The 14,489-nt window shown below is 70.8% G+C and carries 19 protein-coding genes and 1 tRNA gene; 6 read left to right on the forward strand and 14 right to left on the reverse strand.

The genetic code is table 11. From position 1 onward, the window contains the following. Genes P1Y20_RS09855 through P1Y20_RS09875 form a run of 5 tightly spaced genes read right to left on the reverse strand, consistent with a single transcriptional unit; the run spans position 1 to position 3,855 of the window. Entirely contained in the window at positions 1–1,005 is a 1,005-nt protein-coding gene (locus P1Y20_RS09855; RefSeq protein ID WP_304448492.1) for a nicotinate-nucleotide--dimethylbenzimidazole phosphoribosyltransferase, read from the reverse strand. Further along, positions 996–1,550, reverse strand: a complete 555-nt coding sequence (locus P1Y20_RS09860) for an NTP transferase domain-containing protein (RefSeq protein ID WP_304449484.1) — start codon at positions 1,548–1,550, stop codon at positions 996–998. The genes P1Y20_RS09855 and P1Y20_RS09860 overlap by 10 nt, the downstream gene beginning before the upstream one ends. Further along, positions 1,550–2,308: an adenosylcobinamide-GDP ribazoletransferase gene (cobS, locus tag P1Y20_RS09865; RefSeq protein ID WP_304448493.1), complete on the reverse strand. Its 759-nt coding sequence runs from the start codon at positions 2,306–2,308 to the stop codon at positions 1,550–1,552. Before cobS ends, P1Y20_RS09860 begins: the two co-directional genes overlap by 1 nt. After that, entirely contained in the window at positions 2,299–3,234 is a 936-nt protein-coding gene (gene cbiB, locus P1Y20_RS09870) for an adenosylcobinamide-phosphate synthase CbiB (protein ID WP_304448494.1), read from the reverse strand. Before cbiB ends, cobS begins: the two co-directional genes overlap by 10 nt. After that, on the reverse strand, positions 3,235–3,855 hold the full coding sequence (locus P1Y20_RS09875; protein ID WP_304448495.1) for an HAD family hydrolase: 621 nt from the start codon (positions 3,853–3,855) through the stop codon (positions 3,235–3,237). A gap of 96 nt (positions 3,856–3,951) precedes the next feature. Between P1Y20_RS09875 and P1Y20_RS09880 the strand changes: the two genes are divergently transcribed. Further along, positions 3,952–4,218: a DUF7553 family protein gene (locus P1Y20_RS09880; RefSeq protein WP_304448496.1), complete on the forward strand. Its 267-nt coding sequence runs from the start codon at positions 3,952–3,954 to the stop codon at positions 4,216–4,218. Between the two features lie 85 nt (positions 4,219–4,303). Here P1Y20_RS09880 and P1Y20_RS09885 read toward each other — a convergent pair whose 3' ends face one another. After that, positions 4,304–4,756 (reverse strand): type IV pilin domain-containing protein, encoded by a 453-nt coding sequence (locus tag P1Y20_RS09885; RefSeq protein WP_304448497.1) that lies wholly within the window; start codon positions 4,754–4,756, stop codon positions 4,304–4,306. A gap of 477 nt (positions 4,757–5,233) precedes the next feature. On the opposite strand from P1Y20_RS09885, the gene P1Y20_RS09890 reads away from it, so the two are divergent. Then, positions 5,234–5,998 (forward strand): SDR family NAD(P)-dependent oxidoreductase, encoded by a 765-nt coding sequence (locus P1Y20_RS09890; RefSeq protein ID WP_304448498.1) that lies wholly within the window; start codon positions 5,234–5,236, stop codon positions 5,996–5,998. A 64-nt stretch (positions 5,999–6,062) separates the two neighbouring features. Here the strand turns inward: P1Y20_RS09890 and P1Y20_RS09895 are convergent. Continuing rightward, positions 6,063–6,136, reverse strand: a tRNA-Tyr gene (locus P1Y20_RS09895). A gap of 118 nt (positions 6,137–6,254) precedes the next feature. Between P1Y20_RS09895 and P1Y20_RS09900 the strand changes: the two genes are divergently transcribed. The 3 genes from P1Y20_RS09900 to ftsZ all read left to right on the forward strand — a co-directional run bounded on the left by P1Y20_RS09900 (position 6,255) and on the right by ftsZ (position 8,474). Next, complete coding sequence (locus P1Y20_RS09900; protein ID WP_304448499.1) at positions 6,255–6,932, forward strand: double zinc ribbon domain-containing protein; 678 nt, start codon at positions 6,255–6,257, stop codon at positions 6,930–6,932. A gap of 216 nt (positions 6,933–7,148) precedes the next feature. After that, complete coding sequence (cdrS, locus tag P1Y20_RS09905) at positions 7,149–7,325, forward strand: transcriptional regulator CdrS (RefSeq protein ID WP_304448500.1); 177 nt, start codon at positions 7,149–7,151, stop codon at positions 7,323–7,325. After that, the gene (gene ftsZ, locus P1Y20_RS09910; protein ID WP_304448501.1) at positions 7,326–8,474 is read left to right on the forward strand and encodes a cell division protein FtsZ; all 1,149 of its coding nucleotides are present in this window, start codon (positions 7,326–7,328) and stop codon (positions 8,472–8,474) included. It begins immediately after the preceding gene. 63 nt (positions 8,475–8,537) lie between these two features. Here the strand turns inward: ftsZ and P1Y20_RS09915 are convergent, their stop codons facing one another. From P1Y20_RS09915 to P1Y20_RS09925, 3 genes are read right to left on the reverse strand one after another with little or no spacing between them, the layout of a single operon-like run. Then, positions 8,538–8,981 carry an SRPBCC domain-containing protein gene (locus tag P1Y20_RS09915; RefSeq protein ID WP_304448502.1) on the reverse strand — a complete coding sequence of 148 codons (444 nt, stop codon included), beginning with the start codon at positions 8,979–8,981 and terminating at the stop codon, positions 8,538–8,540. Between the two features lie 49 nt (positions 8,982–9,030). Further along, complete coding sequence (gene ncsA, locus P1Y20_RS09920) at positions 9,031–9,996, reverse strand: tRNA 2-thiolation protein NcsA (protein WP_304448503.1); 966 nt, start codon at positions 9,994–9,996, stop codon at positions 9,031–9,033. 56 nt (positions 9,997–10,052) lie between these two features. Continuing rightward, on the reverse strand, positions 10,053–10,430 hold the full coding sequence (locus P1Y20_RS09925) for a hypothetical protein (RefSeq protein WP_304448504.1): 378 nt from the start codon (positions 10,428–10,430) through the stop codon (positions 10,053–10,055). A 149-nt stretch (positions 10,431–10,579) separates the two neighbouring features. On the opposite strand from P1Y20_RS09925, the gene P1Y20_RS09930 reads away from it, so the two are divergent. Beyond that, on the forward strand, positions 10,580–11,233 hold the full coding sequence (locus P1Y20_RS09930; RefSeq protein WP_304448505.1) for a DUF7095 family protein: 654 nt from the start codon (positions 10,580–10,582) through the stop codon (positions 11,231–11,233). A gap of 108 nt (positions 11,234–11,341) precedes the next feature. Here P1Y20_RS09930 and P1Y20_RS09935 read toward each other — a convergent pair whose 3' ends face one another. The 4 genes from P1Y20_RS09935 to P1Y20_RS09950 form a co-directional block, all read right to left on the reverse strand. Next, positions 11,342–12,151 carry a class I SAM-dependent methyltransferase gene (locus P1Y20_RS09935; RefSeq protein ID WP_304448506.1) on the reverse strand — a complete coding sequence of 270 codons (810 nt, stop codon included), beginning with the start codon at positions 12,149–12,151 and terminating at the stop codon, positions 11,342–11,344. A gap of 51 nt (positions 12,152–12,202) precedes the next feature. Beyond that, the gene (locus tag P1Y20_RS09940) at positions 12,203–12,565 is read right to left on the reverse strand and encodes a hypothetical protein (RefSeq protein WP_304448507.1); all 363 of its coding nucleotides are present in this window, start codon (positions 12,563–12,565) and stop codon (positions 12,203–12,205) included. A 72-nt stretch (positions 12,566–12,637) separates the two neighbouring features. Continuing rightward, positions 12,638–13,471, reverse strand: a complete 834-nt coding sequence (locus P1Y20_RS09945; RefSeq protein WP_304448508.1) for a deoxyribonuclease IV — start codon at positions 13,469–13,471, stop codon at positions 12,638–12,640. Positions 13,472–13,538: 67 nt separating this feature from the next. After that, entirely contained in the window at positions 13,539–14,390 is an 852-nt protein-coding gene (locus P1Y20_RS09950) for a lipoate--protein ligase family protein (protein WP_304448509.1), read from the reverse strand. Between the last annotated feature and the right edge of the window lie 99 nt (positions 14,391–14,489).

Here is a 14,489-nt window from a genome sequence, read left to right on the forward strand (position 1 = left end):
TCACGGCCCCTCGCCGTCGAGCAGTCGGTCGTAGACGAGGCGAATGCGCTCGCGCGTGTCGTCCAGGGCGGCGTGCTCGGCCGCGAGCGCCAGCGCGCCCCCCATGCCGACGCCCTCCTTCCCGACGCCGGCGCGGTAGTGGCGCGTGGCGACGTGGTCGTCGGTGAACCCGGGGTCGGTGACGGTCAGGTCGAGGGCGAGGGTGGAACAGGCGGCCGCGAGGTCGGGCGTCGAGTCGGCGACGAACGAGGTGGTGGCGAGTTCGAGGGGGGCGTCGGAGAACCCGCGGACGACGGCGCCGGCCGCGACCAGCTGGGTGCCGCCGGCGAGCACCACCTCGACGCCGGCGTCGAGGGCGCCGACGGCGAGGCCTGCCACGCCCGCGAGGACGGGGTCGCCAACGGCACGGACGGCGTCGAGCGGGTCGTCGGCCGCCTCGCCCGGTTCGAGGTCGGAGGCGTCGAGGCCGGCGGCGACCACCTCCCGTTTCAGGGCGAGGGGGTTCTCCGGGAGCGAGGAGGAGACGCCCACCTCGTGGCCGAGGGCGGTGAGGACGCCGAGGGCGGTGGTCGTCCCGCCGGGGATGGTCTCGCCGAGGAGGAGCGGGCCGTCGTCGGGGAGCGCGCGGCCGAGTCGGCGCCCGCGCTCGAAGATGCCGTGCGCGTCGGGGACGGCCTCCGGGTCGCGCACGTCGCGGCCGGGTGCGGCGTCGAGCGAGACGGTCGGCGCGCCGGTCGGGGCGGCGAGGCCGGCGTCGACGACGGTCGCGTCGAAGCCGAGCACCTCGCGGGCGGCGCGGGTCATCACCGCCGGCGTCGGACAGCCCTCGGGGCTGACCGGCGTCGGGTGGGTCGTCCCGTCGGGCGCGGCCACGGGCGCGCCGTAGACGAGTATCTCCGCGTCCGCGCTCGGCGTGTGACGCATGAGCGCGGGGTGGGCGCCGGCGGCGCTGATGCCCTCGACGGCGGCGACGGCGGTCGTCCCGGCGACGAGGACTAGTCGCATCGCGCCTCCGCGACGGCGAGGTCGTCCGGTCGGTTCACGTTGACGGCGAGTCGATGGTCGTGGGAAGTCATGATGGAATCGGCGTCGTCACTGACGACGTTACAGCCGGTGGGCGCGAGCGCGCGCCCCCCGTGGTCGAAGCGCGTGTCGACGCTCACCCCGAGGTCGCGCTTCAGCGAGACGGGGACGCAGACCGCGAGCGACCCGCCATCGGCGCGGGTGCAGACGGCGTCCAGCACCCCGCCGGTGAGGAGCGGGAGGTCCGCGACGACGGTGAGCAGGGGGGGAGAGAGGCGAGGGTCGGCGAGCGCGCGGTCGAGGTCGGCGACGTAGCCCTCCCCGGGGGTCTCGACTGCGGGGAGGCCGAGCGTCTCGCGGACGTGGTCGGCGGTGTCGGGCGCGTGCGGCGAGACGGCGGCGTAGGTCGTCTCGATGCCCGCCGAGTCCGCGCAGGCGTCGGCGACGCGCTCGACCATCGGCGTGCCGCACACCGGGACGAGCGGCTTCTCCCCGCGGTCGAGGCGGGTGCCGCGTCCCCCGCACATCACCAGAGCGTCCACAGCACCACCCCCAGGTGCAGGGCGCAGACGCGTCCTACCTCGTTCGCCGCGCCGAAGACGTCGCCGTTGACCCCGCCGAGCGCCCGCCGCGCCCACCAGAGCACCGCGAGACCGCCCGCGAGGCCGCCTGCGAGCGCGCCGAGCGCGGCCGGCGAGGGGCCGGTGAGCGCGAGCGCGGGGAGGGCCGCGAGTGTCGGGCCGGGGAGTTGCGAGGCGTCGGCCCTGCTCGTGACGGCGGCGCCGAGGCCGTCGTGGGGCGCCTCCCCGAGGCAGGCGACGCACGCCAGTGCAAGCTTCGCGCCCACCTCGCCCGCGACGACGAGGCCGAACAGCGCGAGCGGAGGGAGGCCGGCCAGCGCGAGGCCGGCCAGCGCGAGGCCGGCGACGACGAGCGCGAGGGCGAGGACGGCGCCGACGCCGACCGTCGTGTCCTTGAGGACGGCGCGGCGGTCGGCCGGCGAGCCGTGGACGCTCGCGGCGTCACCCAGGTCGGCCACGCCGTCGGCGTGGTTGACGCCCGTCACCAGCACGAGCGCGACGAGGAGGACGAACGCGACGACCGGGGCCGGGGCGGGGAGGGCGGCCGCGAGCGCGACGGGGAGCGCGACCAGCGCGCCGAGCGGGTAGGCCGCGAGGACGAAGGCGACGGGGGTGGTTCGAAACGCCTCCCACGCCCGCCGGTCACGGCCGACGGGGAGCCGCGAGAGGAAGCCGAGCGCCCCCCGGAGGGCGGTCAGGACCACCCGCCCACCTCCGGGAGCGCGGGGAGCGCGAGTGCGAGCGCCGCGAGCGCGACGGCGAGCCACGCCGCCCGGTCCACGACGCACACCCCTCGCTCGGCGACGGGGAGCGAGGGGAGGGGGGCGTCGGGGTTGAGCGTGTAGACGCCGGGCTTCTCGAGGCGCGCACCCGTCGCCGCCGCGAGCGTCCCCATCGGCCACCCGGAGTTGGGGGAGGGGACGCCCGCGAGCCACGGCCGGGCGGCGGCGAGCGCGCGGGGCGCGCCGGCGGCGAGCGCGAGCAGGGCCGCGCTCGCCCGCGCGGGGAGCCACATGACGGCGTCGTCGAGGCGCGCGCTCGCGGTCCCGACCGGTTTCGAGCGGTAGCCGAGCATCGAATCGAGCGTGTTGACGCCCTTCACCCAGGCGGCGAGGCCGGCGCCGAGGGGGAGGCCGCCGAGCAGCGTCCCGGCGACGAACCCGAGCAGGGGGGCGACGAGACCGTCCGCGAGGTTCTCGGCGGCGCTCTCGACGGCGGCGCTGCGAACTTCGCCCGGGGAGAGGGCCCCCGCATCGCGGCCCGCCAGCCCGCGCAGGTCGCGGCGGGCGCGGGGGAGGTCGGCCGACGAGGCGTCCACGACCGACCGGGCGAGGTCCGTCAGCATCCGGCGGCTGGTCGTCGAGAAGAGGACGAGGCCGGCGAGGAGGGCCGCGAGCGCGGGCGAGCGCGACGCGGCCAGCGCGACGAGGCCACCGACGACGCCCCCCGCGAGCGCGGGGAGACAGAGCGCGACGAGGCCACCGACGAGTCGCGGGCGCGTCCACTCGCGGTCGAGGGGGGCGACGAGACGGCCGAACCAGGCGACGGGGTGGACGCGCGCCGGCGGTTCGGCCGCGACGGCGTCGAGGACGGCGGCCAGCGCGACGGCCCCCGCGCCGGCGAGCGACATCTACCGGCCCTCCAGCCAGTCGGGGAAGGTCGCGAGGGGGACGTCCGCCACGTCGACGAAGCGCCCGCCGACGGCCTCGACGCCGCCGTCGGTCCGCGGGTCGTCCCCGACGTGCGTCAGCGAGTCGGGGGCGACGCCGAGCGTCCGGGCCGTCGCCTCGAACAGCCGGGTGTCGGGCTTGCGCCACCCGCAGGCGACGCTCGTGACGACGGCGTCGAACGCGTCGCGCTCCAGGTCGGCCCGGATGAGCGTCCGGGCGGCCAGTTCGGGGACGCTACAGTTCGAGCAGACCGCGACCGGCCCGCGCTCGGCGGCGGCCGCGACGGCCGCGCGCGCGCCCTCGACCGTCTCCACGTCGGGGTCGAAGGCGGCGACGACGGCGCGGCGGGCCGCGTTGGCGGGCACGTCGACGCCGCGGTCCCGCAGGGCGGCCGCGACGTGCGCCGGCAGGGGCACCTCCGCACCCTCGGGGGCGTCGATGTGGACCTCGCCGTAGGCGCGCGCCCAGTCGTCGGGCACGGCCACGTCGCGGGCCGCTAGCTCCTTGGCGACGGCGCGGGCGGGGTCGTCCGGCGTCGCCGCCCGGACGAGCGTTCCGAAGAGGTCGAACGTGTGCGCCACTGTCCCGTGATTAGTGCAATTCGACTTGAACGCGACGGTCCCCGCCCACCTGCCGCGGTATCAACGGTTTTCACGGGGAGTCACATACCCCCGCGCATGGTCAGAGACGAACTCCAGGCGGCCAGCGACGAACTGGACGCGGCGGCCGAATCGACCGAGGGCGAGACGAGCGAGCGACTCGCCGGGCAGTCGGAGGCGCTCGCCAAACTCGCCACCGCAGAGCGCGGCCCCGACCAGGGGCGACTGGACCGCCACATGAACATCCTCCGGGAACTCTCGGAGGAGGCGGGCGACGCGAGCGAGCACGTCGACCGGGCACTCGAACACGTCACGGAGTATCGCGAGGGCGTCGGCGGTATCTGAGGGGTTCAGAACAGCGCGGAAGCCTCTCGCGAGGAAGTCAGCGGTCAAAAATCGAAGTGTTGCTACGAAAGTTCGTTGAGCCGGATTAGCTCAGTTCGTGGCTACCGAGTTCCGACGTCTCGCCGTCAGAGACCCACACGACGGTTATCTCGTCACCTTCACTGTAACTGTTAGTTGCCGTGTCGGAGATATCGACAGTCGCTATCGCTCCGGACGAAATATCCGAAGTGAACGACGTATCCATATCGTCAGTGATTTCTTCGCCTTTGTATCGAACTTCAACATTCTCGCTGTCGAGCGTCTGACCGCCGTTATGTTCGATATCTAGTGTCGCTCCGGACGTAGCAACGTCACCATCTTGGTCGAAGCTGAAACTGGCGCTCGGCGCGTTGTTACCCATACTGTCGCCCAGTCCCAGTACGAACGTCCCGATGACGGCCGCGAGGATGACCGTGATGGCGACCATCAGGATGACGCCGATGACCGGCGAGACGGCGCGGTCGTCCGTCGTAAACAGCTGCTTGAGTTTGCGTATCATGGTTTTTTCACTGTCCACCGGCCCGACGAGGGCGAGTGCGTCAGCGCGCGTACGTGACGCGCCCGCGTGGCCGTCGAGGGTCGCTCCCCGGACGCCGCGAGCGAGGGACGCCAGCCACGGTGTCCCACCCGCCGCAATCCCACGTGCCAGTGGTTGCTCTCCGGTCCGACACACACATACTTAAGAATTACTTTAGTTTCATACTTTCTCGTATTCGAAGTAGTTTATCAGAGAGTAATGTAGCGTGTTCAGGATTCGAGAACGCTTCGCTGTGCCCCACTTTCGTCGAATCGTGACAGTTCGTCGTCTCGTACGTGTCCGGGCGTATTACGGGGGTACGAGCCGTGGTTTAAGTACTTTCTCTCGCCGGGTTCGTACGCGCGCGAGACGGAACGGGTCGGGTCGTCGCACGCGGTTCGCGGTCGCTGGCGAACCGACCACTGAGCTAATCCGTACCACCGACGTAGTGGCGCCGCTATGCAGTCATCCGAGCGGGGGCGGGTCGTGGTCGTCACCGGCGCGAACGAGGGTATCGGCTACCACCTGCTCGCCTCGCTGGTCGACGACGGCTACCGGGGCGCGGGCCTCGACGTCCACGGGGAGCACGTCGAGGCGCTGGAGGAGGCCCACCCCGAGCGAGTCCGGTTCGTCGAGTGCGACGTGACGAGCGACGACGAGGTGGCGGCGGCCGTCGGCGCCGTGCTGGACGAGTGGGAGCAAATCGACGTCCTCGTCAACAACGCCGCGGTGTTCACCTTCGCCCCCTTCGCGGAGACGACGCTCGCCGACACGCGACGCGAGTTCGAGGTGAACTACTTCGGGTACGTCCGAACGATTCGGGCCGTCTTACCGCACATGCGGGCGCGAAACGAGGGCATCGTCCACAACGTGAGTTCCGGGGCGGGCCTCGTCGGCCACCCCGGCCTCTCCGGCTACGCCTCGACGAAGGGGGCGATAGAGGCGCTCGTCCGGTCCCTGCGGCTGGAACTGCGCCACGAGAACGTCGCGTGTACGCTGATGCACCCCCCGCTGTCGAACACCCGGTCGGCGGCCCGACTCGGCTACCCGGCGTCCCTGCTGAGCGACCCAGCGGACGTCGGACGGAAACTGGCCGACAGGATAGCGTCGACGGACAGGGTCGTCACCGCCGACCGGAAGACCAGGCTGGGACTGTCCCTCTCCCGCCACGTCCCCTACGTGGTGGCGAAGGGCACCGAGCGATTCGTCCCGCCGGTCGAGTGACCACACTCCCTGTTCACATCGAGTCGGGGAGACGGCTCACTGCTCACGTCGTTCGCAGGAGAAGTCCGCTCTCCCCGATTTGAACGGGGGACAAGTCGATCTACAGTCGACTGCTCTGCCAGACTGAGCTAAGAGCGGTCTATCAGATACGAACGCACCATCGAATTTAACCCTTATCGTTCGCCCCGGCGTCGGTCACGCGTCGGACGATGAGAGAAGATTCTTATAGTCCAACCAATATACGTCACACGTTCGCATGAGCAAGATAACGTTCCGCGCGGACGACGACCTCGTGGCGCGCCTGGAGGGGAGAGACGCCTCCAAGAGCGAGGTCATGCGCGAGGCGCTCCGGGCGTACCTCGACGAGGGGAGCGACGCGCCCGCGCCGTCGGCGTCCGCCGAGCCCACCGCGTCCGACGCGGGACTCGACCGCGCGGCGCTGGACGCGCTGGTCCGCGAGCGCGTCGACGCGATACTCGCCGAGCGAAGCGACGACCTCGTCGCGGAGATCGCCGACGCAGTGCTGGCGGAGGTGCGCGCCGGGGGCGGCTACGACGGCCGCCCGGCCGACACGCGGGACGTCACGCTCACAATCAACGTCGACGGGGCGACGGCCGTCGACGACCGTAAGACACGCGACGCGGGACGAACGACTGAGCGAGAGACCGAGGCGGAGCGACCCGCACGCGGGCGGGAGCGCGACGCACACGACACGAAAGCGGAGCCGACCCGGGCGTCGGAGGGCCGGTCCGACCCGACCTGCGGCCAGTGCGGCGAGGGGCTGTCCTCGTCGCACGTCTTCTGTCCGAACTGCGGGGAGAAGGCGAACCACCGCGTCTTCTGTGACTGCGGTGACGAGGTCCGCTCGGACTGGAGCTTCTGCCCGGGATGCGGCCGGAGGACGCCCGCAGCGGACGTCCTCGACCGCCAGTAACCCGTCGTGTTTACGACTCGTCCCGAATCGTGTCTTACGATATACCGAAGATTTATTATACACCAGGGTATGCAAACACCTGCGTAAGACGTTCGTCTTACACGTTGGGTTCGGGGGTCGAAACCCCGACCCGTGGTGCGGTTTGGCGTGTAAGACGCGCGGGCCGGTGTGACACGGTGGCCCGACGTCTTACCGGACACAAGGGGAAATACAACAATGGAGCGTGTGACACTACGGATTCCGAAGCAGCAGATAGAAGAGGTCGAACGCATGGTCGAGACGGGTGAGTACCCGAATCGAAGCGAGGCCATCCGGGCCGCCGTGCGTGACATGATCAACGAGGAGAACGCCGACCGCGGGCGTCAGAACAAACGGCCGTGGGCGAGGGCGTAGATGCAGGACATCGTCAACTCCGCGCTCGAGAACGCAGAGAAGGAGCAGCGCAAGATGTCCGACTCGGACGACGACGAGTTCGGCGAACCCCGAATCGTCATCGTCGGCTGCGGTGGCGCGGGTAACAACACCGTCAACCGCCTCTACAACATCGGCGTCGACGGCGCGGACACCGTCGCCATCAACACCGACAAACAGCACCTCAAGATGATAGAGGCCGACACGAAGATACTCGTCGGCAAGTCCCTGACGGCCGGTCTCGGCGCCGGCGGCGACCCCGAGATGGGCGAGCGCGCCACCGAGATGGCCCAGGGTACCATCAAGGAGGTGCTCGGCGAGGCGGACCTGGTGTTCGTCACCGCCGGCATGGGTGGCGGCACCGGTACCGGCGCCGCGCCCATCGTCGCGAAGATCGCCAAGGAGCAGGGCGCCATCGTCGTCGGCATGGTCTCGACGCCGTTCAACGTCGAACGCGCCCGCACGGTGAAGGCCGAAGAGGGCCTCGAGAAGCTCCGCAACGAGGCCGACTCCATCATCGTCCTCGACAACAACCGACTGCTCGACTACGTGCCGAACCTGCCCATCGGCAAGGCCTTCTCCGTGATGGACCAGATCATCGCGGAGACGGTGAAGGGCATCAGCGAGACCATCACCCAGCCCTCCCTCATCAACCTGGACTACGCGGACATGTCCACCATCATGAACCAGGGCGGCGTCGCGGTGATGCTCGTCGGCGAGACCCAGGACAAGAACAAGACCGAGGAAGTGGTCAAGGACGCGATGAACCACCCGCTGCTCGACGTGGACTACCGCGGCGCCTCGGGCGGCCTCGTCCACATCACCGGCGGCCCCGACCTCACCCTCAAAGAGGCCGAGGGTATCGCCCAGAACATCACCGACCGCCTGGAGGCCAGCGCCAACGTCATCTGGGGCGCGCGCATCCAGGAGGAGTACAAGGGCAAGGTCCGCGTCATGGCCATCATGACCGGCGTCCAGTCCGCACAGATCCTCGGCCCCACGACCCAGAAGCAGGCCAACGCCTCCCGACAGGCCATCGAGGACGACGGCCACGAGAACGTCAGTTACGGGGAGACCGACGGCGGCACCTCCCAGCTCGAACAGAACAACGGCCTCGACGTCATCCGGTAACCCGGAGACGAACGAACACCGGTTCTCTCTCTTTCGACCACCAGCGAGCGCGTTCGACCGACGCTACGCGACCGCCTCGCTCTGTGCCTCGACGCGCGCCTTCAGCGCCGCATTCATCTCCTCGAACCCCCGCTCGACGGCGGGGCCGAACCGCCGGTTGATGGGACCGACGAGGACGCCGCCGAACGTCTCGTCGTGAACGAGCGTCGTCGTCCCGTCCGGGTGCTCCGTCAGCGCGAAGCGGTGGGTCCCGTCGTAGAGGCCGGGGACGAACAGGCGCCCCTCCCAGCGCAGTTCGTCGCCGTCGGCCCGGCGGACCACCGGGCGGAAGGTGACCGACCGGCCGCCGGGCGGCGAGAGGTGGACCGTGAGTCGCTCGCCCTTCCGCGGGTGCCCCTCGACCGTCATGAAGGGGTTCCACTCGGGGTAGGCCGCGAAGTCCGTGAGGACCCGCCAGACGGCCGCGGGCGAGGCGTCGATGTCGACGCGGGTCGTTATCTCTCGCATACCCTCGGGTATGGGCGGGTGAGAGCATAAACTCGCGCCGAGGGGACCGCTACGCGGCGTCGACGGCCTCGACGAGCTGGCACTTCCGGCAGAGCGACCGGGTCGTCGCGCCGCCACAGCGCTCGCACTCGCGCATCTCCGGGCCGTCGCCTCGGCGATAGCGTTCGGCGGCGATGCCCGCCAGTTCCTCGTAGCCCGCCATGATGGAGTGACGGGTGCCGGGGTGGTTCTCCTCCAGGTCAAGCAGGAGGCGCTGTATCTCGCCGCGGTAGGCCTCGCTCGCGTGGGGACACTCGGTGATGTGTGCCGGGAGGTCCTTCAGGTGCGCGTAGAGGGCGACCTCCTTCTCGGGGACGTCGCGCAGGGGTTTCGCGCGCGGGACGAGTTCCTCCACCTCCGCGCGCTCCTCGAAGCTCCCGAGGCTGGCGTCGAAGTGCTTCGCGACCTGCGCGACGTCACCTTCGAGGACGTTCATCAGGGCGGTCTGGGCCTCGTCGTCGAGGTTGTGGCCGGTGAGGAGTTTGTCGGCGTCGAACTCCGTCGCGTACCGCGAGAGGACGTCCCGGCGGAACACCCCGCAGTAGGCGCAGGGAGCCATCCCGAGCGGGTCGGACTCGGCGACGTCGTCCATCCGGAGGCCGAACTCCTCCTCGTAGGTGACGAGTTCGTGGCGCAGGTCGAGCGCCTCGACGAGGTCGAGGCAGGCGTCGACGGACTCGTCGCGGTAGCCCTCGATGCCCTCGTGGATGGTGAGCGCGAGGAGTTCGACGCGGGGGTCCTTCGCGAACGTCTCGTGGAGGATGTGGGTGAGGACGACGCTGTCCTTCCCGCCGGAGAGGCCGACGACCCACGTCTCGGGGTCGTCCGGGGTCGCGTCCGGCGAGAGCAGCGCGTCCTCGCGGATGCGGCGCCTGACGCGCTTCTCGACCGACCGGCAGAAGTGTTTCTCGCAGAGGTGCAGCCCAGAGTAGGCGGCGTGCATCACCGCCGGATTGCCGCACTTATCACAGTCCATTGCCCCTCGCTATCGGACCGACGACAATCACGGTTACGGGTCGCGAGAGGGGAGAATCAGTCGGTCGTCGGTTCTTCGGGGTCGGAGCCGTTCGTCGCGCCCTCCTCGTCGAACGCCGTGAGGACGACGGCCGCGAGGCCGCCCATCACCACGCAGAGCACCGCGAGGATGGCCGCGGCGACGAGCTGGAGGCGGACGAGTTCGGAGACGACCACCACCGCCGACGCGAGCAGGAACGCCCCCGTCGGTGAGGGGAGCTGCGGCGCGACGCCCGCGAGCACCCCGGTTCGCCGCCCGACGGCCACGAGAACGGCGGTGAGCAGGATGACGAGGATGATGTCGACGCTGAGCACCATGAACAGCTCGGTGGCGGCGAGCGACGACGAGTCCGACTGCGCCACGGGCGAGACCGCCCCGACCGGCGAGGGAGCCATGCCCGAAGCCAGCGCACCCGGGGTGAAATACTTCGCGGCCACGTGTCGCACGGTGCGTCCCTTCGGCGGCGTGATAGTTCGCGTCCCGGACGTGCGACGGGTCGACGCGGGGAGAAACGGTTTTTCGCGTCGCCGGTCTACTCGGGACGATGTCTGCGCTCTCCCGCGAGGCGGCCGTTTCCCGCGTCGCACGACTGGTCAAGGCCGTCGAACGCGAGACCATGCCCGTCCCCGTCCGCGAGGTGTGGGTGTACGGCGACGTCGCGCTCGGCCTCGACCCGGTCGAGCGCCTCGACGTCTACCTCACGAAGGACCTCCTGTTCCACGGCGACGCCGACCGCGAGGCCGAGTTCGAGGCCAGCCACGGCGTGAAAGGGGTGGGAAAGACCGTCTCGGCCGCGTGGGCCGACGAGCACCCCGACGCCATCCGCGCCAACCACAGCGGGCACGTCGCCCCCGAGCAGTGCCTCGCCGCCCACCTCCTCGCGCCCGACGAACCGGTCCACCTGGAGGTGTGCAACACCGGCTTCGAGAACAACGTCACCCAGCGGCTGAAGGGGGCGCGAGCACGGGGGGCCTACGAGCAGATACTCGACCCGCGGGGGGTCTGTCTGTGGGTCGACGGCACCCGCTCGGAGACGGCGTTCGAGAAACTGCGGGCGGGCGACCTCGTCTTCCCGACCCTCTCCGATTCGCTCTCGATGCTCGGGATGGACGACGAGGAGGCGGCCGACGCGGCCGACGCGCTCCGCGCCTACCGGGCCGAACAGGAGGGGATGACCGTCCGCGGCGACGTGGTCTGAGGGTTTATGTTCGAGGAGGGGACCAGCGTCGCCGTGTCCTGAGACGGACCGCGAGGCGCCCGCGGGAGCGCGACGCCACGCCTCGCGGGCGGGGTCGGCGTCGCCTGTTCACTCTCTCCCCACCCGCCCGACCGTCACGTGGAACGGGACCACCTCGCGCCGCCGGTACTCGCCGTTCGCCATCTGTTCGACGGCGACGCGCCCCATCTCGCGCCACTCCCGTCTGAGCGCGTCGTACTCCGCCTCGGTCAACCCTCCCGAGAGCAACGTCTCGCGCTGGTCGCGCAGGCGCGACCCCGTCGCCTTCCGCTTCGCCCCCTCGAGCGCCGCGTCGTCGTAGGGTGGTTCGACGACCCGCTCGTGGTCGTAGCGGCGCGTCTCCACGTCCACGAGGCCAGCCTCCTCGAACAGCCCCGGGACCGACCCGAGGGTCACGTCCGTCGGAACGCCCGCGACGTAGCGCTCGCGGGCACGGGCGGTGAGGTGCGTCTCCGCCTCGACGCTCGACTCGACGCGCACGGCCCCGTTGTCGGGTTCGACGACCGCCACGAGGTCGCTCGAAGCGCGGCGGAACTCCCCCACAGCGGCGACCGGGTCGGGGAGGTTGACGAGGAGCGCCTGACAGACCACCAGGTCGGCCCGCCCGTCGGCGACGGGCAGCGAGAGGGCGTCGGCCCGTACGGGCGCGACCGTCGCGGGGACCCTCCCGAGGAGCGCGGCGTCCCGGTCGAGGCCGACGACGCGCGCGTCGGGCGGGGTCTCCTCGGCCAGCACCGTCGCGAGCGCGCCCGTCCCGCAACCGACGTCGAGGACCACCTCGCGGTCGGCGAGCGAGAGCGGCGCGAGCGCCGCGCGGGAGTCCTCGTCCCACATGCCCGCGCGCGTGTCCGACAGGTAATCGGCGGAGAACCGTCGCATCGCTCGTCGATGGGCGGGCGACGACGAAAACGCTGGGGGTATTCCGGCGGTTCAGGCCGCGGCGTCGACGAGGCGGCGCCCCGCGTAGAGCAGCGCCGCGCCGGCGGCCGAGACGAGTGCGACCGTCGGGTCGAACTCGTCGGCCGCGAGGACGACCGACACCTCGACGACGGTTGCGAGCGCGCCGACCGCCGCGACGAACAGCACCGCGTGCCGGGGAGACGCGAGGCGCTCGCGCAGCAGGGCGGCGAGGAGGAGTGCGAAGCCGAACGGGACCGCGAGCAGCAGCAACGCGGCCTGTGCGTACGTCTCGCCGGTGATGGTGACGAACGCGTCGACGCCCGCCGCGACGAGACCGCAGACCACGGCACCGCCGAGCAGCAGGCTGGGAGGGAGGCGAGCGGGGGAGGGCATCGACCCGACCGACGTGGTGTCAGGGCATAAGTATTTATTATCGAGGGGGAGGGTTCGGGTGGCGAGCGGCGGTCACTCCCCGCGGAGTTCGCGGACCCGCTGGATGTTCCACTCGAAGCTCTTGCCGTCCTCGGTGGGCGTCTCGAGGACGAGCGGGACGTCCTCGACGCGCGGGTCGTTGACGAGCGTCTCCATCCCCCCGACGCCGATCTCGCCCTCGCCGATGTGGGCGTGTTCGTCCTTGTTCGTCCCGCAGGCGTGCTTCGAGTCGTTGAGGTGGATGCACCGGAGGTGGTCGAGGCCGACGACGTCGTCGAACTCGGTGAGCGAGGCCTTCACGCCCTTCGCGGTGGAGAGGTCGTAGCCCGCGGCGAAGGCGTGGGCGGTGTCGAGACAGACGTCGAGGGCCTGTGTGCTGTCGTCGAGGACGGTCGCGAGGTGTTCGAAGTCGCCACCGAGTTTGGTGCCGCTGCCCGCGTCGGACTCGACGAGGACGGTCACGTCGTCGGGCACGTCGAGTTCGTCGAGCGCGCTCGCGGCGTTCGCGAGGCCGTTCTCGACGCCGGCGCCGGTGTGCGCGCCGAGGTGGACGTTGACGTAGGGGATGTCGAGCTTCGCGGCCGCGTCGACCTCCTTCTGCATGGAGTCGACGGACTTCGCACGCAGGTCGTCCTTCGGCGTACAGAGGTTGACGAGGTACGACGAGTGGATGACCCACGGGCCGTCGAGGTTCGCTTCGGTCCCTGTGCGGAAGGCCTCGGCCTCCTCGTCGCCGATGTTGGGGTCCTGCCACACCTGCGGGGAGTGGGTGAATATCTGTCCGCAGTTCCCGCCGACGGCGACCTCGTTGCCGACGGCGTTGTCGACGCCGCCCGCGATGGAGACGTGCGCTCCGACTCTGAGCATTGGTGGCTGAACCTACTCCGACGGCGATATAGGGACTTCGGAACGCGTACGCGAGGACGGGGGCGGTTCAGCGGCCCGCGAGGGGGTCCTCGCGCCTGCGGTTCCAGGCCTCGCTCGCGAACTTCGCCTCGGCGATGTCGGCGGCGCGGTCGAGTTCGGCGTCGGTCCACGTCCCCTCCTCGGCGTCCGCCCACGCGCGGAGTGACTCCTCTAGCGTCTCGACGGCCGCCCCGCGCGAGACGTCGGCGTGTTCGTCGAGCGCGGTGACGCGCTCGCGGAACGCCTCGGGGGTCACCGGCGGGTCGGTGAAACAGCCGAGGGTCCGCTCGGCGCGCGCGGAGTAGGTGAGCGAGCCGTGCTGGATGACGCTGTCGCGCCGGCGGTACTGGGCGTTCCCCGAGAGCTTTCGACCCTCGTGGACGACGTCGTGGGCGGGGTGCAGTTCCCGGAGGTAGCAGGCGGGGTGGTACAGTTCGGGGTGCTCACGCTCCGCGAACCCGGCAGGGACACCCACTGCGGCGCAGGCGTCGAGCAGCGGCCGACAGAGCAGGTCGTAGGTCTCCATGAGGTCGCCCGGTAACTCGGCGGCGGGTGCGATGATGGAGTAGGAGATGTCGCCCTCGTGGTCGTGGTAGATGGCGCCGCCGCCGGTCGGCCGGCGGGTGACGGTGATTCCCTCGCGCTCGCAGAACGCCCAGTCGACGTCCGCGGGGTCCTGCCGGTAGCCGAGCGAGAGGGTGCTCGGCGCCCACTGGTAGACGCGGACGGTCCGCGGACCGCCCGCGGCGGCGGTCTCGGCGGCTACCGCGTCGAGTGCCATACACATCGGCCCGGGGCGGGCCTCCTCGCGGACGAGTCGCCACTCGCGGTCGGCGAGCGGTCCTCGCTCGCGCTCCTCCTGCTCGACCTCGGCTGTCATACCCGTTAGAGTGGAGCGCTCCGGGAAAGCGATTGCGCCGCGGGGGTCGTAGCGGGACGGCACGCCGCCGTCCCCCACGGCGGGCGAGGAGCCCCGAGG

It is taken from the genome of Halomarina ordinaria (genome assembly GCF_030553305.1).
GTDB classification, from domain to species: Archaea; Halobacteriota; Halobacteria; order Halobacteriales; family Haloarculaceae; genus Halomarina; species Halomarina ordinaria.